The sequence below is a fragment of the Paraburkholderia sp. GAS334 genome (genome assembly GCF_050436625.1).
GTDB lineage: Bacteria > Pseudomonadota > Gammaproteobacteria > Burkholderiales > Burkholderiaceae > Paraburkholderia.
In genome coordinates, this window is sequence record NZ_JBNDMO010000015.1 from 110489 (window position 1) to 129955 (window position 19467).

Sequence of the window (19467 nt, forward strand, 5' to 3'; positions counted from 1 at the left end):
CGAACGGAAAACCGCATGAACCATGCATTGAAGTTTTATATCGACGGCGCGTGGGTCGAGCCGTCCGGCGACGCGCGTCTGCCCGTGATCGATCCGTGCACGGAAGAAGCCTTCGCGGAAATCGCGCTCGGCAACGAGCAGGACGTCAACCGCGCGGTCGCGGCTGCAAAGCGCGCGTTCGTCACGTTCTCGCAGACCACGCCCGCCGAACGTCTCGCATTGATTCGCCGCATTCTCGCTGTGTATCTCGAACGCTACGACGAGATGGCCGCGACGATCTCACGCGAGATCGGCGCGCCGAAAGCGCTGTCGCACGCGTGGCAGGCCGGGCTCGGCAAGCGGCATCTGGAAGAACTGCTGCGCACCTGCGAGACGTTCGCGTGGCAGCGCAAGAAAGGCACGACGCTGATCAATCACGAAGCGGTCGGCGTCGTCGCGCTCATCACGCCGTGGAACTGGCCGATCAACCAGATCGTGTGCAAGGTCGCGCCCGCCATCGCAGCGGGTTGCACGATGGTGCTCAAGCCGAGCGAAGTGTCGCCGCTCAACGCCGTGCTGTTCGCCGAGATTCTCGACGCCGCGGGCGTGCCGCGAGGCGTGTTCAATCTCGTGAACGGCGACGGGCCGACCGTCGGCGCGGCGCTGTGCCGTCATCCCGATGTGGACATGGTGTCGTTCACCGGTTCGACGCGCGCGGGCATCGAGATCGCGACGCTCGCCGCGCCGACCGTGAAGCGCGTGCATCAGGAACTGGGCGGCAAGTCGGCGAACATTCTGCTCGACGACGTGGACTTCGAGACCGCCGTCACGGCGGGCGTCAATTCGTGTTTCGGCAATAGCGGCCAGTCGTGCAATGCGCCGACGCGTATGCTCGTGCCCGCGTCGCGTCATGACGAAGCGGTCGAAATCGCGCGGCGCGCGGCGCAGGCGCAGCGTGTCGGTTCCGCCGACGATGCGCGCACGACGATGGGCCCTGTCGTCAGCGAAATCCAGTTCGAGCGTGTGCAGCGGCTGATCGCGGTCGGCATCGACGAAGGCGCGCAAGTCGTGGCGGGCGGCACCGGTCGGCCCGAAGGTTTGACGCGCGGCTATTACGTGCAGCCGACTGTATTCGCGAACGTGAAGCCTTCGATGAGTATCGCCCGCGAAGAAATCTTCGGACCGGTGCTCGCGATCATGCCGTATCGCGACGAAGCAGACGCCATCGCCATCGCCAACGACACGCCGTTCGGCCTCGCCGCCTACGTGCAATCTGCCGATGCCGCGCGGGCACGACGTGTCGCGTTCCAGTTGCGCGCGGGCAGTGTATACGTGAACTATCCGTCGTGGGACGCGGGCGCGCCGTTTGGCGGCTACAAGCAGTCGGGCAATGGCCGCGAATATGGCGAATGGGGGCTCGAAGCGTTTCTCGAAGTGAAGGGCATCGTCGGCTACGGCGACTGACGCGCTTCGGCGCGCAACAGATCGGCGATCCGCTCCGCGAGCATGATCGTCGGTATATTGGTGTTCGCGCACGGAATGGACGGCATCAGCGACGCGTCGCAGACGTGCAACCGTTCGACCCCGTAGACCGCGCCGCGCGCATCGGTCACGGCGAGCGGATCGTCGGCCGCGCCCATCTTGCAGGTGCCCGACGGATGCCACGTGCCGCCCACCGAGCGCGTGACGAATTGCGTCAGCGCGTGATCGTCGCCTAGCAGTTGCTGCAACGACACGCCTTCTGTGACGACGCGCCGGATCAGCCAGCCGCGCAACGGACCGGCGATGTCGAGCAATGCACTCAACGCGCCGCGCTGCAACGCGTTCCGTGCGCCGGGCACGGCGATGGCGGCGACGCGCGGCGAATAGCTCGATGAAAAGACTGCGTCGCGATACGAGGCCATCGACGCATCCGCGAGCGTGTCGGCGCCGAAGCGCAGCGCGAGCTTCAGGCGCTCCAGATCGCGCGCGTCGGACAGCATGTCAAAATCGACGTCGGGTTCATCGAATGCGCTGGTCGACTTCAGTTTCAGCCGTCCGCGCGAGTACGACTTGTTGATCCAGAAGAAGATCGTTCCGAGCCGATATCCGACCGAATGCCAGCCGGAACGCGACAGGATCGCGCCGTGCATATCGCCGCTGGCGGTGCCGGGCAAGCCCGAAGAAAAGCGCACGATGGCCTGTTCGTGATGCTCGTCGGGAAACAGCGCGCGTGCGCTGCGCGGCAGAAACGCAGACACGGCAATCGACGGATGTTCCATCAGATTGCGGCCCACGCCTTCACGACGCGCGCGGACTTCGATGCCGAGCGCGGTGAGATCGTCGGCGGGGCCGATGCCGCTTCTTAGCAGCAACGCGGGGCTATGAATCGCGCCCGCGCACGCGATCACATGTTCAGCGCGCAGTTCAACGTGCTGGCCGTCGCGATCGATCATGCGTGCGCCAACCGCGCGCTTGCCTTCGAACAGAATGCGTTCGACCATGCAGTCAGTGCGGATCGTCAGATTGGCCCGGGCGCGCACGTTATCGTCGAGATAGCAGACGGAAGTGGGAATGCGTTCGCCGGCCGCGCTCACGCCAATCGCGCCGACGAACGTACCGTCTTCCCACGGACCATTTTGATCCACGTGTCGCGCATGGCCGCGCTTGTCGAGCGTATCGAGCACCGCGCGCACGAACGGCGAAATATGCGCCCACGCGGTGCGCTGAATGCGCAGCGGCCCGCTTTTGCCGTGCAATTCGCCGTCGAAATCGCAATCCGTTTCGAGCTTGCGAAAGTACGGCAGACACGCTTGCCAGTTCCAGCCATGCGCGCCGAGTTGTTCCCACTCGTCGTAATCGGCGGGCGCGCCGCGATTGGCCATCAGCGCGTTGATCGCCGAGCCGCCGCCGAGAAGCCGCGCCTGTTCATAGCGACGCGTCGCTGCAGGCGCGCTCATGCGCGCCTTGAGTTGCTGCCAGATGTTCGTCGTGTCGAGGTACGCGCGGCCCGGATAGCGGCTGCGAATCGCCGCAGGCATCGTGCGTTGCGAAATGTCGCGGCCCGCCTCGACGAGGCACACCGTCTTGCCGGCATCTTCGGACAGACGCGCTGCGAGCACGCAGCCGGCTGATCCGCCGCCGAGAATCAGATAGTCGATCACGTTGGATAAGCGAAGGCGTAGGCGAAGGCGTTTCGTTTACACGTGCGTTTGAACGCCATGAATGCATCGAGTCCTCGCGTGCGAAACGAAAGCGCCCGCGAAGAACGGAGTTCGTGCGGGCGCTGCGAGAGACGCGCGACGTTACTGCATGGTCACTGCATGAACTTCAGCCAGCGTGCTTTGGCCTGAATGCCGGCGTCGGATGCCCACCAGTCTTCGGACATCAGCGCCTGTTTCGCGGCATTTTCCGGCGAGCTCGGCAATTCGCTCGCACGCTTCGGCGTGATCTTGCCGGTCTTGAACGCGGCGGGATTGCCCGGACCGTAGTCGATATAAAGCGGCAGATTGGCCTGCAACTCAGGCGACACCGCTGCGTTGACGAACTTGATCGCGTCGGGAAGATTCGGCGCATTCTTCAGCACACAAAGCTGCGTGTTTTGCAGAATGCCGTCGTTGAACGTGAAGTCGACATCGGGATCGTCCTTGCGTACGGCGCTCGCGCGGCCGTTCCAGATCATCGTCATGTCCACTTCGCCGTCGTGCAGCAACTGCGCCGACTGGCCGCCCGACGTCCACCACACGGTAATGTCCGGCTTGATCTGCTGTAGCTTCTTGAACGCGCGATCGACGTCGAGCGGATAGAGCTTGTCGCGCGCCACGCCGTCGGCGAGCAGCGCGGCTTCGAGCACAGTCTGCGGATCGTTGCGCAGCGCGCGGGTGCCGGGGAACGCCTTCACGTTCCAGAAGTCGGCCCAGCTTTGCGGTACTTTCTTCAACGTCTTCTTGTTGTAGCCAATCACAGTCGAATAGAACTCATAGGCAACCGAATAAGGCGTGCGATATTTTTCCGGCATCGATGCTGCATTCGGAATCTTCGTGAAGTCGAGCTTTTCGAGCAGACCTTCGCGGCCGCCGCGCAGACAGTTCGACGTAGGCGTATCCACGACGTCCCAGATCGGTTTGCCCGTTGCCCCTTGCGCCTTGATCTGCGGCCATGCATCAGGAATGCTGTCCTGATTGACGGCGATGCCGAGTTCCTTTGCGGCGGGATCGAGGATTGCCTTGGTCTGCGCTTCCTGATACGTGCCGCCTTGCGAGACGAAAGTGATTTTTCCTGCTGCGAGAGCCGGCGCCACGCTGGCGAAGCTCGCCGCGAGCGTTATGGCAATCGAACCCAACCTCGGCATTTTGATCACGGCTTTCCTCGACACGGTTGAACGGAAGACATCTTCCAGGTCATGCTGTTGCACCTTCAGCTTGCCGCCGAAGCAAAACAGCGCGGGGTTGATACAAAATATAGTGAGTCAATTCAGGCGGAGCAACGCCGGAATTGTTTGAGTGGTCATGACATGGTGTTATGTCTGACGTTCTCGCCGGCAGTCAATTCGAGTGTGACCTGATTGCTCTTTCGAAAGTTGGCCTAAAAGATCACGTAGACCTTGCGCATTGTTTCTTCGACTTCCCACAAGCCTTCCGTGTGAGCCTCGAAGAACAGCGTGTCGCCGCCTGTGAAGTGGACGGCGTCTTCGCCATCGGGTGTGAAGCGTCCGCGCCCGCTCAGGAAGTGCATGACTTCTGCCTGTTTGACCGAGCGACGATACGTGCCGGGCGTGCATTCGAACACGCCCGTGTCAATTGATTCGCTGCCCCGTATCACCTTTTGCACGCCTGATACCTTGATCTCCGGTGTGCCCGGAAGACCGGCCGTGCCCCAGTCTTCGAGTCCCTGCAATGCGATGCCTTGTTTGATCTGTTGAACTTTCATGGTGCCCGTTTGAAGAAAGATAGGCCGGTTACGCGAGACGCCCGGCGATGGCCTTGCCGACGTCCGCCGTGTTCGCCTTGCCGCCCAGATCGCCCGTATGCGGGCCTTCCTTCAATACCGCTTCGATTGCCGCGAGCATCGCGTCGTGCGCTTCGCGCTCCTTGCCTTGGCCCTTGCCGAGAAAGTCGAGCATCATCGCCGCCGACCAGACCATCGCGATCGGATTGGCGATGCCTTTGCCCGCGATATCGGGCGCCGAACCGTGCACCGGCTCGAACAGCGACGGAAACGCACCCTCGGGATTCAGGTTGCCCGACGGCGCAATGCCGATCGTGCCCGTGCACGCGGGGCCGAGATCCGAAAGAATGTCGCCGAACAGGTTCGTCGCGACCACCACATCGAAGCGGTCCGGATTGAGTACGAAACGCGCGCACAGGATGTCGATATGCTGTTTGTCCCACGTGATATCCGGATACTGCGCGGCGACTTCGGCCGCGCGCGCGTCCCACCAGGGCATGCTGATCGAGATGCCGTTGCTCTTCGTCGCGACGGTGACCTTCTTCTCGCGGCGCCGCGCGAGATCGAATGCGAACTTCAGCACCCGCTCGGAACCCTTGCGCGTGAAGATCGATTGCTGCATCACGAATTCGCGGTCGGTGCCTTCGAACATCGTGCCGCCCACCGACGAGTATTCGCCCTCGGTGTTTTCGCGCACGATCATGAAATCGATGTCGCCGGCCTTGCGGTTCGCGAGCGGCGACGGCACGCCCTCGAACAGCCGGGCCGGGCGCAGATTGATGTACTGGTCGAACTCGCGGCGGAATTTCAAGAGCGAGCCCCAGAGCGAAATATGGTCGGGCACGGTCTGCGGCCAGCCGACCGCGCCGAACAGGATCGCATCGCAATCCTGCAGTTGCGCCTTCCAGTCGTCCGGCATCATCTGGCCGTGGGCGGCATGGTAATCGCAGCTCGCCCACTCGATATGCCGGTATTCGAGCGGAATGTCGAAGCGTTTGCTGACGGCGTCGAGCGCGCGCAGCCCTTCGGGCATTACCTCCTTGCCAATGCCGTCGCCGGGAATCACGGCGATGCGATACGTTTTGCGGGTCATGCGAGGCCTCCTGTCGGGGTCGTTCAACGGGAACAGGTGCACAGTTTATTCGTGCTGCTTCGATTTAGAATGGGCGTTTCAGTTAAGTCAATCTGCACGGATCGTGAACAAAACGCCCAACCTTGATGATCTGAGAGTATTCTGCACCGTCGCGCGCAAATTGAGCTTCAGCGCGGCCGCGGAGGCGCTGGAGGTGTCCGCGGCGTATGTGAGCAAGCGCGTCAACCTGCTCGAAGCCGATCTGGGCACGCGCCTCTTTCATCGCTCGACGCGCCGCGTGGCGGTCACCGAAGCCGGCGAGCGTGTGTACATGTGGGCTGAAAAAATCCTTGACGATATGGATCAGCTCGTCGAGGACGTCTCAACGACGCGGCGCGTGCCGCGCGGCACGCTGCGCATTTCGAGCAGTTTCGGTTTCGGCCGGCACGTGGTGGCGCCTGCGCTCGCGCGGTTCAGCGCGCGCTATCCGCAACTCGGCGTGCGGCTCGACCTGTTCGACCGGATCGTCGATGTGGCGGGTGAGGGCTTCGATCTCGACATCCGCATCGGCGACGACATCGCGTCGCAACTCATTGCCCGGCGGCTCGCGGAGAATCATCGGGTGCTCTGCGCGTCGCCTGCTTACCTTGCGCAGCACGGCACGCCGCGCCAGCTTGCCGACCTCCCGGCGCACGCGTGCCTCGTGATCAAGGAGCGCGATCATCCTTTCGGTGTGTGGCGTTTGACGGTGCGCGGCGAGACCGTGTCGATCAAGGTTCGCGGTCCGCTCTCGACCAATCATGGCGAAGTGGCGGTCCAATGGGCGCTGGCGGGGCGAGGCATCGTCTTGCGTTCGTTGTGGGACGTGCGGCCGCTCCTGGAAAGCGGCGCGCTGGTCCAGGTGCTGCCCGACGCCACACAGCCCGCGAACGTGTGGGCGGTTTATCCGGCGCGGGTTGCGTCGTCGGCGAAAGTGCGGGTCTGCGTGGACTTTCTCGCGGAGGAATTCGCGCGGTGGCCCGACCTCACGGCAGGCGACGCGCAGCAGTAACGGCGGGGCGCTAACTGCGTGCGCCGCGACTGCTCACTGATGGTTCTGCGAGAACAGCGACTCGAGCGGGTAGTGCGCTTTCACGAACGGCGACTTGATGATCACGTAGCTGAAGTATTTCTCGATGCCGATGTTGCGATCGAGCAGGCCTTCGACGATGCTCTGATAGTGGCTGACGCCCCGCGTGACGAACTTCAGCAGATAGTCGTAGCCGCCACTCGCGAGGTGGCACTCGACAATCTCGTCGACGTCCTTGACCGCTGCGACGAACTTGATGAAGTCCTCGCGCCGATGGTCGGCGAGCGTGACTTCAGTAAACACCACCTGCACATCACCCAGCTTTTCGAGCTGGATCTGGGCGCCGTATCCGAGGATGTAGCCTGCTTTCTCCAGCCGCTTCACGCGAATCAGGCACGGGCTGGGCGATAGGCCGACCGCGTCGGCGAGCTCGACGTTGGTGATACGGCCTTTCTTTTGCAGCTGGGACAATATCCGCAGATCAATGCGGTCAAGCTTGCAGTCGGTGCTCATCGTCGCGGGTTCGGTCCGGCTTATCGAGGGTGGCGTTTGATCTTAACATGCGGAAAATTGCGGGCGGCCGGGCGATGCGTGCGCCGTCAATAACCTTGCCTGCGATCGATCTGTCCGATCATCGGCAGACCTGCGCGATAGCGGCGAATGTTGTCGAGCACGACATCGACCGCCGTGTCGGGGCGCGTCGCACTCGCGATGTGCGGCGTGATGCGCACACGCGGATGCGTCCAGAGCGGATGCGCGGCCGGCAGCGGTTCGGGATCGGTGACGTCGAGTATCGCGTTGCGCAGGCGGCCGCCTGCAAGTGCATCGAGCAGATCGTCCTGATTCAGATGCGGCCCGCGTCCCACATTGATCAGCGAGGCGCCTGCCGGTAGCGCATCGAAAGTCGCCTTGTTGAGCAGGCCGCGCGTCGCAGGCGTGAGCGGCAACAGGCAGATGAGGATATCGGTGCGCGCCAGAAACGCGTCGAGCGTATCGGCGCCCGCGTAACATTCGATCCCGTCGAGCGTATGCGGCGAGCGGCTCCAGCCGGCACACGCGAAACCGAACAGGCGCAGCCGTTCGAGCACGGCGGTGCCCAGCACACCGAGCCCGAGTACACCGATGCGCCGCGTCGCGGCCGGCCGCACGGGCAGTTCGCGCCAGACGCACGCGCTCTGCTGCGCGGCGTAGTCGAACAGATCGCGGTGGATCGTGAGGACAGCCTGCGTCACATACTCGACCATCCCCTCGACAATACCCGGCTCGATCATCCGCACCACCGGCACGTGAGCGGGCACGCCGGACAGATCGAACTGGTCGATGCCCGCGCCCACCGAGAACACGACTTCGAGATTCGGCAGCGCGGCATGGGGGTTTTCTGGCGGCTGCCACGCGGCGAGATAGCGGACCGATGCCGCGTCGCCGACATCGGGCCAGAGGCGAAACGGAATGTCCGGCGCCTTCTGCGCGAAGAGTCGCGCCCATTGTTCGCCGCGGGCGGGGTCTGCCTTGTAGAGGAAACTCATGGTGCCGCCTAGCCGAGAGCCTGGTTGATGATGCCGAACTCGCGTGTTTGTGGATCGGCGGTGAGCACGCCGTTGCGGACCATTTTGACCACCGTGTCGACGCGCGGCAGGCCGATTTCCTCGAGCCACGATGAGAGGCCGCCACCGTCTGGCATGTCGATGCGAGTGAACGCGCCGGTATTTTTCGCGAGCCAGTAGCTGATCAGCGCTTTGGCACGGGCTGCTGCGCTTTCGGGCGTGTCGAGCGCGACCACGGGGCCGATGGCATGGCCGCGTCCGAAGGGGCGAAACAGCGCAAAGCCGACCAGCGCGCCGTCGCGTTCGAGTGCGACGCCTTCGGCGATCTCGAGCAACGCGGGCAACACTGCGCTGCGGTCGAGGCCACCCGCACGCGAGGCCAGTTCCGCCAGACGCGGCGTGTCGTCTGGCGTGACCGGACGCAGCGTTTCGTTCGGCGGAAGGTCAATTGCGGGTGCCTGAAACGCTGCACTTTGATGCTGATGCAGCGTGCCGATTTTCTCGAAGCCGAGCTTCTCATAGAGCGGCTGGCCGGCAGGCGTCGCGTGCAGCAGCGTCACGCGCCGGCCGAGCGCTTCGAGCAATAACTCCATCAGCTTGCGGCCGATCCCGCGGCTCTGCTGCGCCGGGGAGACGATCACCATCCCCAGCGACGCGGTCTCACTGCCGTACTTCCAGCAAAGGGCCGTGCCCAGCACGCCGCTCGCGTCCTCGGCGACAAAGCCCTCCCCGATGTTCGATACGAAGTCCCAGTCTTCCGCGCGATGTGGCCAGCGGACTTCCGTCGACAGACGGTACGCCGCTGCGACGTCGCGGGTTTCGAAGGGGCGGTAGGTGATGGGGTGATGCGGGTACGAGTCGGACACGCTGCGCTCCTTGCCGGATGTGCTTTTGCTGAAGTGCTTGCTGTGTACTGTCGCATCGGGAAGCCGGTTCAGGCTAGGACGATCCTTTTGCCTGGTTTCCCGCTCTCCCACGGGCAAACATCGGCATTCAGAATTTCCTGACGGCAAATTCAGCAGACCGGCGGCGCATTTTCCGGGCTTCCTTACTGTGTGGCGCTGTCGGCCTGCCTAGGATGGGCTATCGGATCATCTTTTTCGGCGGGCCCGTTATGACCGCTCATCCAGCACAGTACGAAGATACGGTCGAACAGATCAACAGCGCGTGTCGGCGCCTGTTCGACACGTGGTGCGAAAGCAGAAGCGTCATACCGCTCGGTTACCTGTTGCACTGCTGGCCGTTGCCGAATGGCGGACCCGCGTCCGTGCGGCGGCTGGCGGACGGGTTGCGCGAACTGAGCAGGGCGCATCCCGGCGCGCTGGGCGGCAGCACCTGGCCGATATTCTGCGAACTGACTTTGTGCATCGATGAGATTCTGCTCTATCCCGGGATACGTTTGCATAAGGCCGCGTACGAATAGCCGCCTCGCTCACGATCCCGGGACCCCGTCGGCGCGGGTGAGAAAATTCCTCAGATCAATGGGGCACACGCGTCCGGCGCGAGCACTGCTGTCGCCGCGAGGAACCTGAAGGGCGCTGACTGGCCGGAGTGATAATCGCCAAACGGCCACTCTGCCAGTGCGGCGGGCGGCGTGCATGCCCCCCGCTTCGGCAACGAGTGCAGAATAGACGAAACAAGAGCCGGAGCACTCGCGGGGATGTATGGCAAACAACATGTTCGACGCATGGTGGAGTTCGTTCAGCCGCTTTCGGAGTAGCGTCGTGTTGCGGCTTCTCGCGACGGTGCTGCTCTTCAGCTGCGCGGTCACGCTGCTGCTGACCGGGTCACAGCTTTACCGCCACTACCACCTGGGCGTGGAGCAGATTGAAAATCGCCTCGCGGACGTTGACCGCAGCAATCGCGACAGTCTCGCAGAAGCGCTCTGGCGGCTCGATAACGCGCAACTACAACTGGAACTGAACGGCATCCTGCGTCTTGCCGACATACGTTTCGCGGAAATCCGCGAGAGGGGGAAGGCCGGTGAATCCGCCTACCTGAGCGCCGGTCAGCGCTTCGCAGGTCCGGTCATCGCCCGCGAGTTTCCGCTCGTGTACCGTGTGCAGGGCAAGGACCGGGAGATTGGCACGCTCTACGTCGAGGCGACGCTCGCCGATCTTTACCACGAGTCGATGCGAACCGCCGTGGTCATTCTGGTGACTCAGGCCGTCAACACCTTTCTCGTCTCGCTTTTTACCATCCACATCCTGTCGCGCCTCGTGATGCGTCATGTGGCCGCCATCGCGCGCATGGTTGGACGCTACGATTTCCGTGAGGCGCCCCGGCCGTTCAGGCTCCAGCGACGCCAGCCGCGTGAGCCGGACGAACTCGACTGTGTGGTGACCGCATTCAATGCGATGGGCGCGCGGCTGCATTGTGCCTATCTCGACGAACGGGACGCAGCGGCCGAGCGCGAAGCGCGCGATCTGGCCGAAGCCGCAAACCGGGCCAAGAGCGAATTCCTCGCGAACATGAGTCATGAACTACGCACGCCGCTGAACGGCATTCTTGGCTATGCGCAGATCCTGGGTCGCGACGCTACGCTGAACGAGCTGCAACGCGAACGTGTAGCGGTCATCCGCCGCAGTGGCGAACATCTGCTGACCTTGATCGAAGACACGCTCGATTTCGCGAGGATCGAGGCGGGCAAGCTGCGTGTCGAGATCTGCGATGTGCCGCTCGCGGGGCTCGTCGATGTGATTCGGGAAATTATCGGTGTCAAGGCGGAGCAGAAGCACCTCGACTTCACCTGCGAAATCACGCAGGACGCGCCCACCGGCGTGCGTGCCGATGAGCGGCGGTTGCGGCAGGTGTTGCTCAACCTGCTTGCAAACGCCGTGAAGTTCACCGATTTCGGCTGCGTCAGCCTGCGTATCTCGAAGTCTCCGTCGAACCGGGTCCGCTTCGAAGTGCGCGACACGGGCATTGGTATCGGTCCCGATCAGCTGGAGACGATCTTCGAGCCGTTCGAACAGCTGGGCCTGCCCGAGCGGCGTGCCGGTGGCGCCGGCCTCGGGCTTGCCATCAGCCGCGAGTTCGTGCGCGCGATGGGGGGCGAGATCGACGTCGAAAGTCATATCGGGCAGGGCAGCGCGTTCTGGTTCGAACTGGCGGCAGCGAGCGTTTGGCCGGTGCCGCACACAGCGATAGCCTCTGCGCCGCTGCCGCATGCGGCGACGGGCTACGAGGGAGCGCGCAGAAAGGTGTTGATCGTCGACGACGTCGAGGTAAACCGCGCGCTCGCGGTGGATCTGCTGGGCCGTCTCGGCTTCGACACCGTCGAAGCAGAAAACGGCCGCGAAGGGCTTGAGAAGGCGCAGCGCGAGCGACCGGATCTGATTCTCACCGACATTGTGATGCCCGAAATGAACGGGCTCGATCTGACGCGCAACCTGCGTCAACTGCCGGACTTTGCGCACGTTCCGATCATTGCGATGTCCGCCAGCCCTTCAGGAACCGACAAGGCGATGAGCGTTGCCGCTGGCGTGAACGCATTCTTCTCCAAGCCGGTCGACTTCGAGGCAATGCTGACGCAGATCGCCACGCTGCTCGGACTGCAGTGGGTCTATGCGTCGCCGCCGCCGTCCATGCGCGCTGACATGTCCGCCCTGGCCTCACTGGCTGTTCCGCAGCAGCAGATGGACGAACTCCATCGCCTCGCCCGCCTTGGCGACATGCACGAAATCATCGTGTGGGCCGAGCGCATGGCGGCGCGTGATTCGCGCTATCGTCCGTTCATGGCGCAGCTCTGCGCGCTCGCCCGCGACTACCAGTCGAAAGCGATCCTCCAGCTGGTTGAACGATATTTGAGTTGCGAGCCAGGACCATGAGCGACCCGATCGCAAATACCGGTGAACGGCCGACCATCCTCATCGCCGACGACACGCCGGCGAATTTCGGTGTGGTCGTCGATAGCCTGATGGACCGCGGCTTTCGGGTACTCGTTGCGCTCGATGGCGCGGAGGCGCTCGAACGCGCGCTGTTCTCCCAGCCCGATCTCATCCTGCTCGACGTGAAGATGCCCGGAATCGATGGCTTCGAGACATGCAGGCGGCTCAAGGCGGATCAGCGCACGCGTGATATCGCGGTGATTTTCATGACCTCGTTGACGGGCAGCGAAGACATGATCGAGGGTTTTTCGGCCGGCGGCGTCGATTACGTGACCAAGCCGGTGCGGGTCAACGAAATGATGGCCCGGATCGAGACCCATCTGGCGCTGCGCGGAATGCACCGGCAGCTCGTCGCGCAGAACCGCCAGCTGCTGAGCGAAGTCGCGGAACGCCAGCAGGCCGAGGCTGCATTGTCGCGCGCGCGTGACGAACTCGAACAGCGGGTCGATCAGCGCACGAAGCAGCTTGCGGAGTCGAACGCGAGGCTCTCCGCACAGGTCGACGAGCGACGCCGGGCCGAAGCGAAACTGCAGTCGAGCGAAGCGCGCTTTCGCACCATCGTCGAGACGAGCCCCATCCCGCTATGCATCACGTCGATGCCCGAAGGCATTATCCTGTATGCGAACGGACCGCTGCGCGAACTGTTCGGGCTCGATGCGCGCGAGGCTACGCTGACCAACATCGTCGATTTCTATGTGGATGCCAATGACCGCGACCGGTTAGTGTCTCATCTGTGCAGGGAGGGGAGCTTCAACAACAGCGAAGTCCACATGCGGCGGGCGGACGGCACGCCGTTCTGGGCCATGGCCACCGCGCGCGTGGCGACTTACGGCGACGCCCCCGCGATCTACGTCGGCCTGAACGACATCACGGCGCGCAAGCGTATCGAGCAGGAGCTGTTCGAATCCCGCGAGCAGTTGCGCGAATTGTCTGCGTACATGGAGGCGATTCGCGAAGAGGAGCGCAAGCGCATCGCGATGGAAATTCACGACGAGCTCGGCCAGTTGCTGACGGCCTTGAAGATGGACGTTTCGCTGCTGAAGATGCGCCTTGGCGGCGACCCCGACGCGAAACGGAAGACGGACGACATGCGCGAACTCGTCGAGAAAACGATCTGGATGGTCCGCAATGTCGCGAACCATCTCCGGCCGGCGGCGCTGAACTTTGGGGTCGTTTCGGCGCTGGAGTGGCTGGTCGAGGACTTTGGCCGGCGCAACAGCATTCCGTGCCAGTTGCACATCAATGGAGGCGAGCCGGTTCTGCCAGATGCCTATGCCACAGCTGTATTCCGCATCGTTCAGGCCTCGCTGACCAATGTTGGGCGTCATGCCGATGCGACGCGGGTCGACGTGACGCTGACCAGCACCGCGGCGACGATCGACCTTCACGTGAGCGACGACGGCCGCGGTTTTGATCCGGCGATGGCGCACACAGGCTATTCGTATGGCCTGCTCGGCATGCAGGAACGCGCCCGCCTGATCGGTGGGGCGATGACGATCGACAGTGCGCCTGGCATGGGCACCGCCATTTCCATTCACATTCCGCTTGCAGGCGGGGCCGAAAAAAATGATCAACATCCTGATAGCTGACGATCACGCGATTGTGCGCGGCGGCCTGAAACAGATCATCGCGACGACAACCGACATCGTCGTCGCGGCCGAGGCGGCGCAGGGCTCGGAAGTGCTCGACCGGCTGCGCACAGGACAGTTCGATCTCATGCTGCTGGACATGACGATGCCCGGGATCAGCGGGGTCGATCTGATCCGCCGCGTGCGTGCCGAGCAGCCCCGCCTGCCCGTGCTGGTGCTGAGCATCCACAACGAGGCGCAGGTCGTCTCGCGCGCGCTGCGAGCCGGCGCGATGGGCTATGTGACGAAGGACAGCGATCCGGACGTTCTGCTCGCCGCGATCCGCAAGCTGGCCGGCGGAGGGCGCTTCATCGATCCGAAGCTGGTCGATGCGATGGTCTTCGAGACCCATTCCGGCGACGCGCCGCCGCACGAGGTTCTGTCCGACCGCGAATTCCAGGTATTGCGGATGCTGGCGGCCGGCAAGAGCATCAACGACATTGCCGATTCATGTTCGCTCAGCGCCAAGACGATCAGCACCCATAAGATGCGTCTCATGCAGAAACTCGGCCTCAGTAACAATGCGGAACTGATCCGATATGCGATCAGGCACGGTCTGGTGGCCGAATGACGAGGCCTTTAGGGAAATCCTTAAGCGTGAACCAGCGTTTCCCGAATCCACAATCCGCCGCTGCCGACTGAAAAATCCCCGGCGTTACCCCACGATGGCCCTATGGGAACGAGGAGTACGAGGGGGCAGACGTGGTTACGACGAAAAGCTCACTACGCGGGCTGCGCGAAAAACTGCGGGCGACGGCAGGCGCGCTGCCAGTCCGCGTGCTCTCGCTGCATGGTTCGCGGGACGGTCTGACCTGCCGCGTATGCGTCGAAATCAGACGACCCGCCGGTCCGCTCGTGCTGTTTTTCTTCCGGCACGACGATGGTACCTGGCACGTGTTTCCGCCAGCGGGCAACGTGTGCAGGATGAGCTTCGAACCGCTCGTTGCGTGACATGACGATTCCGTCCAGGGGAGATCATGATGACCGCGGACAACGCTGGGAGAGTCTCGAAGCACGAGACAGAATTGCGTGCGTGGATGAGTGCGTGGTACGACCACGCGTTCGCGATCGGCTTCATCAGGCCTCCTTTCATACTCGATCACGCGACCGCGGTGAGGCTCGAAGGCTATTTCAACGTAGGACTGACGCCTGAAGACGGCGTCAACGCAATGTTTGGTGCAGTGCATTGACCTGCCGACGGGCAACGTAGCGCCCGCTGTGCCAGCGGGATAGTACGGTTTGCCAGCATGCGTAGCGCGTGGCACGATGAAAGACTGACCAGGTGGAAGCCTGTGCGGACGTGCGCCGATCCGGGCGCATCGTTCCCGTGTCGAGAAGTCATCCGTCTATGCATCGCAGGCGCTTTGTGCTGGCTGCGCTGGGTGCGGCAGGCGTCACGCTCTGCGCGCACGCCGCCCCGGCAGGACACTTCGATATCGTCTACCCGCGCATTCGCGTTGGCGGCGATGTGCATGCTGCGTATGCGCTCGCTGTCCTCGATCTGGCGATGAAAGCGGCGAATGCCTCCTATTCGGTGCAGCAGGCCGAGATTGTCATGGAGCGAGGCCGCGCGCTGGCCGAACTGGCGCGCGGCAACAATACGATCAATCTGCACTGGACGAGCATGGAGGCGCGAGCCGAGCGCGGCTTGAACGTGGTCCGGATTCCGATACATCGCGGGCTGATTGGCTACCGCGTGTTCGTCATACGAAAGGACCGGCAAACGGATTTCGACAGGATTGAGCGCTTTTCCGATCTGCAGGCGTTCACGGGTGGTCAGGGGCTCGGGTGGATCGATACCGATATCCTGAAAGCAGCAGGTCTGAATGTTCAGACTTCGACTTACGAGACGATGTTCGAGATGACCCAGAGTGGTCGGGTCGACTATTTTCCGCGAGGCGTTGTCGAAGCGTTTGCCGAACTCGAGGGGCGCCGACACCGGGAGCCCGACCTCGTGGTCGAGAACCGGCTGCTGCTGAAGTATCGATCCGATTTCATTTTCTATGTCGCGACGGGCCACGAAGCACTGGCAGGTACGATCGAGGGGGGGCTCGTCGCAGCGTATCGCGACGGATCCTACATGAGACTGTTCAACACCCATCCCTACATTCAGGACGGGCTGGTACGCACGAAGCCCGCGTCCCGGAAGACCTTTCAGCTCGACAACCCCTATCTCTCCGAAGCGGACCGCAGCATTCCAGACGAGTACTGGATGAGCTGACGTTGTGCTGGACCGATTGCCTGGACCGTTTGCGTGCAGTCGCGGGCGGAATCTGTCCGGAGATGCCCGCGATGCGTCGCTCATCCGGACCGGACGTTTCGTTCCCACAGGTCGCTGTTTGCAGCATCGAAGTCGCTTCTGTCGACAGTGCTTTCCTTGTCGATCCATCGCCGCGCCCATTCCAGCGCGTGCTGCTGTGCAGCCTCGCGGCTCGTGAAGCTGGGGCCGATAAGACCCGAGCGTGCGACCCGCTGTGCGTCCCGCACGATCTCGGCCCATCCGCGGAACCGGGCGCTCGCCACCCGGTCGGCGGAAATGTAGATGATGTAGCCGCGCGGATCGGATTCGCGTTTGCCTTCCCACGCGAGGCCCCTGCACGGTGAGGCAGGCGGATGAACGGATTGTGGGGCGTTCATCGGGGCGCGGGATTCGAGACGGTCAGGCACGGCACGCGAAGAATCCGGAAGCTGCCGGACAATTTCAATGAACGTATCCGGCGTATGGGGTCGCTGCGGCGTGTCATGCGGCGCCTGCCACGACGCCTGGCTTTTCCAGAACACCTGGCGCAGGCCTTCGTCCCGAGGTCGGCCGCCAATGCGTTGTGGCGGGACATTGCGGTGTTCCAGCAAACCGTCGGGGCCGCAAACGAACGTGCGTCCGGTGGTCGAAAGAAGCCTGTGCATTTCCGCGAGGGCGCCGGTCGAACGCCACGCTTCGAAGCGCGACCTGCACGTCGGCACCGACGGATAGATCCCCGGCAACCTGGACCAGGGCTCGCCGGTCGTCAGTATCCACAGCACGGCATTCGCTACGAGGCGAACCTGCGCGCGTGGGCGGCCGCGCCGCCCATGAGCGATGACGGCATCTGACAGGACAGGCGCCAGCAGCAGCCATTCGTCGTCATTGATTTCGGTGATATGCACGGTGTTCTCCCCGTCGCCGGATGATTCGCTTACAAGGGACAACGCGCTTCGCTGACGGACGGCCCAGTCGCTGAGGTTGCTTCGGCAGGGCGTCGCACATCCGACAGGGCGGCCAGCACGGGCTGAACGTGAAAGTGAAAATGGCAGAGCACATGCGGCGTGGCGGCCAGCCTCGCAATCTGCGCGTCCGATAACGCAATCAGGATTTCGGCTATTTGAGGCGACACGCAGAAGCGTGTCGCGCCCGCTATCCTGTCTTCACGCAACAGATTCTGGACGAGCAAGAGATACGCGAGATTGAAGTCCCGCACGAGATTGAGCATATCGGTCGTACCCATTCCAGCCTCCTGCTGCCAACGTCTGTTCCATGCGCCAGTTGCGTTACGCGGGTTCGGTGCCCTCGTCTGTGCTACACGCTGCCCGTCGCCCGCTGCCGGTCGCCCAGGTTGCCATGGAAGACAGCGCAAGCAGATCCTCGACGCAATCCGACAACTCGCAGAGTTGATGAAATGACGCGCCGTTCAAATGGTGGAGATGGTGTCGTCTGAGATCGCGTAACGCGTTGCCGAGGCGCCGGATGGCCTCGGGATCGCTGTTCATCAGCGGCCAGCCTCGCAACAGATACGCGAGCGGCATGACGCTTCTGCTTTCGCACCACAGATCGAACAGGCGCAAACACATCGCGTTGATATGCTCGACCGCATTTTCTCGTTCAGACAGATAGGGGACCATGACGACACGCGGAACAGGACGATTGCTGTGTCTTCATCCTATGCGGCCAGTTTTCGCGGTGCTGTCAGGACATGAAGAAATAAAGTCAGGTCAATGCTGAACTTCGGGTCAGAAAATCCTTACGCGAGATGCGGCGGGTTGACTTCGCCAGCGACGCCGCGTGGATCCTCAGCGCGGCCACGATGACCACGCCGCTCACCGCCAGCAACCTGGATTTGCTAGTCATTCACGCACCGGCCGTTGAGCAGAGGCGAAAGGACGTTCTGTTTCCTTTTCAGATGATTCAGCGTCCTGCAGGTGCATGACGGTGCTGGTCAGCGTATCGCCGACGTCACGGGATTTCCTGAAACCACCCTGAAACGTTATTAATTCGGACAGCACGCCGGCCAGTTCCCTGAATGGACTGATTCGGTCATGCGCTGTGGGCGGCCGATCGTCAACGCGGCGGCAATGTCGCGGGTCGCATCTTCAGACAGACGGGTCGGTGTTTTCAAAAGTGCCGCGCGATGCGCTGCTACTTCAAGTGCTTCTTTCACGGCAGGTCTCTTTGACTTTGGATGAGTCGTCGCCGTCTTTCTCGAACATGTTTTTTTAAGAATTATTAAGGACTTTGCCAAGGACTCGGCGAGGGGCCGTGGATAGACTGGGCTTCAGTTTTTCTCGCACTTCAAGCGAGTGCGGCCTGTTCTCCCATGTTCACCAAACCTTTAGGAAGTACAAAGCCATGGCAAATCCGAAACTTGAAGTCCTTACGCCTGCAAACTCGCAGATCATCTTCATCGACCAACAGCCGCAAATGGCTTTTGGGGTCCAGTCCATCGACCGTCAGGTGCTCAAGAACAACGTGGTAGGCCTCGCGAAGGCAGCGCGAGTGTTTAACATTCCTACCACTATTACGACAGTGGAATCCGAAAGTTTTTCGGGCTATACGTACCCCGAATTGCTGGACGTATTTCCGGAGCACAAGGTGCTCGAACGCTCGTCCATGAATTCGTGGGACGACCAGAAGGTTCGTGACTCGCTTGCTGCAAACGGCCGAAAAAAGGTGGTGGTGTCAGGTCTGTGGACCGAGGTTTGCAACAACACGTTCGCGCTATGCGCCATGGCCGAAGGTGACTACGAAATCTATATGGTCGCCGACGCGTCGGGTGGCACTTCGAAGGACGCGCATGACTATGCAATGCAGCGAATGATTCAGGCCGGCGTGGTTCCGATGACCTGGCAACAGGTGCTGCTCGAATGGCAGCGCGATTGGGCGCACAAAGAGACTTACAACGAAGTCATGGCGATTGCCAAAGAGCATTCCGGGGCGTACGGGATGGGCGTGGACTATGCCTACACCATGGTGCACAAGGCTCCCCAGCGCGCGGCGGGGACACACGAAGTTCTGGCACCGGTGCCTGCAAAGAAGTAAACAGTCGCGACGAGCGCCCGCTTCCCATGAATAGCTCCGCGCGTGAAAAGCGGAGCGCTCCCTATGAGG

21 protein-coding genes are annotated in these 19467 nt (G+C 62.5%); 10 read left to right on the forward strand and 11 right to left on the reverse strand.

All coding sequences use genetic code 11. The features are described from left to right. Positions 1-15: 15 nt before the first annotated feature. A complete protein-coding gene (locus P3T21_RS24865; RefSeq protein WP_429258613.1) occupies positions 16-1443 on the forward strand; it encodes an aldehyde dehydrogenase family protein in 1428 nt (475 codons plus the stop codon). Here the strand turns inward: P3T21_RS24865 and P3T21_RS24870 are convergent. From P3T21_RS24870 to P3T21_RS24885, 4 genes are all read right to left on the reverse strand, one after another. Then, positions 1431-3122, reverse strand: a complete 1692-nt coding sequence (locus P3T21_RS24870) for a GMC family oxidoreductase (RefSeq protein ID WP_429258614.1) — start codon at positions 3120-3122, stop codon at positions 1431-1433. The two genes, P3T21_RS24865 and P3T21_RS24870, sit on opposite strands and share 13 nt — an antisense overlap. 152 nt (positions 3123-3274) lie before the next feature. Next, positions 3275-4309, reverse strand: coding sequence for an ABC transporter substrate-binding protein (locus P3T21_RS24875; protein ID WP_429258666.1), 1035 nt, complete (start codon positions 4307-4309; stop codon positions 3275-3277). A gap of 233 nt (positions 4310-4542) precedes the next feature. Further along, positions 4543-4887 (reverse strand): cupin domain-containing protein, encoded by a 345-nt coding sequence (locus P3T21_RS24880; protein ID WP_429258615.1) that lies wholly within the window; start codon positions 4885-4887, stop codon positions 4543-4545. Between the two features lie 28 nt (positions 4888-4915). Beyond that, positions 4916-5998 carry a tartrate dehydrogenase gene (locus tag P3T21_RS24885; RefSeq protein ID WP_429258616.1) on the reverse strand — a complete coding sequence of 361 codons (1083 nt, stop codon included), beginning with the start codon at positions 5996-5998 and terminating at the stop codon, positions 4916-4918. A gap of 103 nt (positions 5999-6101) precedes the next feature. On the opposite strand from P3T21_RS24885, the gene P3T21_RS24890 reads away from it, so the two are divergent. Continuing rightward, positions 6102-7028, forward strand: a complete 927-nt coding sequence (locus P3T21_RS24890) for a LysR substrate-binding domain-containing protein (protein WP_429258617.1) — start codon at positions 6102-6104, stop codon at positions 7026-7028. A gap of 33 nt (positions 7029-7061) precedes the next feature. Here the strand turns inward: P3T21_RS24890 and P3T21_RS24895 are convergent, their stop codons facing one another. From P3T21_RS24895 to P3T21_RS24905, 3 genes are all read right to left on the reverse strand, one after another. After that, complete coding sequence (locus P3T21_RS24895) at positions 7062-7559, reverse strand: Lrp/AsnC family transcriptional regulator (protein WP_429258618.1); 498 nt, start codon at positions 7557-7559, stop codon at positions 7062-7064. An 86-nt stretch (positions 7560-7645) separates the two neighbouring features. Continuing rightward, a complete protein-coding gene (locus P3T21_RS24900; protein ID WP_429258619.1) occupies positions 7646-8572 on the reverse strand; it encodes a 2-hydroxyacid dehydrogenase in 927 nt (308 codons plus the stop codon). An 8-nt stretch (positions 8573-8580) separates the two neighbouring features. Further along, the gene (locus P3T21_RS24905) at positions 8581-9456 is read right to left on the reverse strand and encodes a GNAT family N-acetyltransferase (RefSeq protein ID WP_429258620.1); all 876 of its coding nucleotides are present in this window, start codon (positions 9454-9456) and stop codon (positions 8581-8583) included. 248 nt (positions 9457-9704) lie between these two features. Between P3T21_RS24905 and P3T21_RS24910 the strand changes: the two genes are divergently transcribed. The 7 genes from P3T21_RS24910 (at position 9705) to P3T21_RS24940 (ending at position 16329) form a co-directional block, all read left to right on the forward strand. Beyond that, the gene (locus P3T21_RS24910) at positions 9705-10013 is read left to right on the forward strand and encodes a hypothetical protein (protein WP_429258621.1); all 309 of its coding nucleotides are present in this window, start codon (positions 9705-9707) and stop codon (positions 10011-10013) included. Between the two features lie 241 nt (positions 10014-10254). After that, entirely contained in the window at positions 10255-12420 is a 2166-nt protein-coding gene (locus tag P3T21_RS24915; RefSeq protein WP_429258622.1) for an ATP-binding protein, read from the forward strand. Then, positions 12417-14069 (forward strand): response regulator, encoded by a 1653-nt coding sequence (locus P3T21_RS24920; protein WP_429258623.1) that lies wholly within the window; start codon positions 12417-12419, stop codon positions 14067-14069. Before P3T21_RS24915 ends, P3T21_RS24920 begins: the two co-directional genes overlap by 4 nt. After that, on the forward strand, positions 14047-14679 hold the full coding sequence (locus P3T21_RS24925; protein ID WP_429258624.1) for a response regulator: 633 nt from the start codon (positions 14047-14049) through the stop codon (positions 14677-14679). The genes P3T21_RS24920 and P3T21_RS24925 overlap by 23 nt, the downstream gene beginning before the upstream one ends. 131 nt (positions 14680-14810) lie before the next feature. After that, positions 14811-15059 (forward strand): hypothetical protein, encoded by a 249-nt coding sequence (locus P3T21_RS24930; RefSeq protein WP_429258625.1) that lies wholly within the window; start codon positions 14811-14813, stop codon positions 15057-15059. A 29-nt stretch (positions 15060-15088) separates the two neighbouring features. Beyond that, entirely contained in the window at positions 15089-15298 is a 210-nt protein-coding gene (locus tag P3T21_RS24935) for a hypothetical protein (protein WP_429258626.1), read from the forward strand. Positions 15299-15456: 158 nt separating this feature from the next. Beyond that, positions 15457-16329 carry a hypothetical protein gene (locus tag P3T21_RS24940; protein WP_429258627.1) on the forward strand — a complete coding sequence of 291 codons (873 nt, stop codon included), beginning with the start codon at positions 15457-15459 and terminating at the stop codon, positions 16327-16329. A gap of 80 nt (positions 16330-16409) precedes the next feature. On the opposite strand, the gene P3T21_RS24945 is transcribed toward P3T21_RS24940, so the two are convergent. The 4 genes from P3T21_RS24945 to P3T21_RS24960 all read right to left on the reverse strand — a co-directional run bounded on the left by P3T21_RS24945 (position 16410) and on the right by P3T21_RS24960 (position 18210). After that, entirely contained in the window at positions 16410-17252 is an 843-nt protein-coding gene (locus P3T21_RS24945) for a transposase (RefSeq protein WP_429258628.1), read from the reverse strand. Between the two features lie 29 nt (positions 17253-17281). Next, entirely contained in the window at positions 17282-17590 is a 309-nt protein-coding gene (locus P3T21_RS24950; protein ID WP_429258629.1) for a flagellar transcriptional regulator FlhD, read from the reverse strand. A 43-nt stretch (positions 17591-17633) separates the two neighbouring features. Further along, the gene (locus tag P3T21_RS24955) at positions 17634-17888 is read right to left on the reverse strand and encodes a hypothetical protein (protein ID WP_429258630.1); all 255 of its coding nucleotides are present in this window, start codon (positions 17886-17888) and stop codon (positions 17634-17636) included. Between the two features lie 181 nt (positions 17889-18069). Then, complete coding sequence (locus P3T21_RS24960) at positions 18070-18210, reverse strand: hypothetical protein (RefSeq protein ID WP_429258631.1); 141 nt, start codon at positions 18208-18210, stop codon at positions 18070-18072. A gap of 498 nt (positions 18211-18708) precedes the next feature. On the opposite strand from P3T21_RS24960, the gene P3T21_RS24965 reads away from it, so the two are divergent. Next, complete coding sequence (locus P3T21_RS24965) at positions 18709-19398, forward strand: hydrolase (protein ID WP_429258632.1); 690 nt, start codon at positions 18709-18711, stop codon at positions 19396-19398. Positions 19399-19467 lie beyond the last annotated feature (69 nt).

Bases quoted from the DNA above. Each gene is read 5' to 3' on its own strand.
- P3T21_RS24865 (WP_429258613.1), top strand. From the start codon at position 16: ATGAACCATGCATTGAAGTTTTATATCGACGGCGCGTGGGTCGAGCCG.
- P3T21_RS24875 (WP_429258666.1), bottom strand. From the start codon at position 4,309: ATGCCGAGGTTGGGTTCGATTGCCATAACGCTCGCGGCGAGCTTCGCC.
- P3T21_RS24880 (WP_429258615.1), bottom strand. From the start codon at position 4,887: ATGAAAGTTCAACAGATCAAACAAGGCATCGCATTGCAGGGACTCGAA.
- P3T21_RS24885 (WP_429258616.1), bottom strand. From the start codon at position 5,998: ATGACCCGCAAAACGTATCGCATCGCCGTGATTCCCGGCGACGGCATT.
- P3T21_RS24895 (WP_429258618.1), bottom strand. From the start codon at position 7,559: ATGAGCACCGACTGCAAGCTTGACCGCATTGATCTGCGGATATTGTCC.
- P3T21_RS24900 (WP_429258619.1), bottom strand. From the start codon at position 8,572: ATGAGTTTCCTCTACAAGGCAGACCCCGCCCGCGGCGAACAATGGGCG.
- P3T21_RS24910 (WP_429258621.1), top strand. From the start codon at position 9,705: ATGACCGCTCATCCAGCACAGTACGAAGATACGGTCGAACAGATCAAC.
- P3T21_RS24915 (WP_429258622.1), top strand. From the start codon at position 10,255: ATGGCAAACAACATGTTCGACGCATGGTGGAGTTCGTTCAGCCGCTTT.
- P3T21_RS24920 (WP_429258623.1), top strand. From the start codon at position 12,417: ATGAGCGACCCGATCGCAAATACCGGTGAACGGCCGACCATCCTCATC.
- P3T21_RS24925 (WP_429258624.1), top strand. From the start codon at position 14,047: ATGATCAACATCCTGATAGCTGACGATCACGCGATTGTGCGCGGCGGC.
- P3T21_RS24935 (WP_429258626.1), top strand. From the start codon at position 15,089: ATGACCGCGGACAACGCTGGGAGAGTCTCGAAGCACGAGACAGAATTG.
- P3T21_RS24940 (WP_429258627.1), top strand. From the start codon at position 15,457: ATGCATCGCAGGCGCTTTGTGCTGGCTGCGCTGGGTGCGGCAGGCGTC.
- P3T21_RS24950 (WP_429258629.1), bottom strand. From the start codon at position 17,590: ATGGGTACGACCGATATGCTCAATCTCGTGCGGGACTTCAATCTCGCG.
- P3T21_RS24955 (WP_429258630.1), bottom strand. From the start codon at position 17,888: ATGCCGCTCGCGTATCTGTTGCGAGGCTGGCCGCTGATGAACAGCGAT.
- P3T21_RS24960 (WP_429258631.1), bottom strand. From the start codon at position 18,210: ATGACTAGCAAATCCAGGTTGCTGGCGGTGAGCGGCGTGGTCATCGTG.
- P3T21_RS24965 (WP_429258632.1), top strand. From the start codon at position 18,709: ATGGCAAATCCGAAACTTGAAGTCCTTACGCCTGCAAACTCGCAGATC.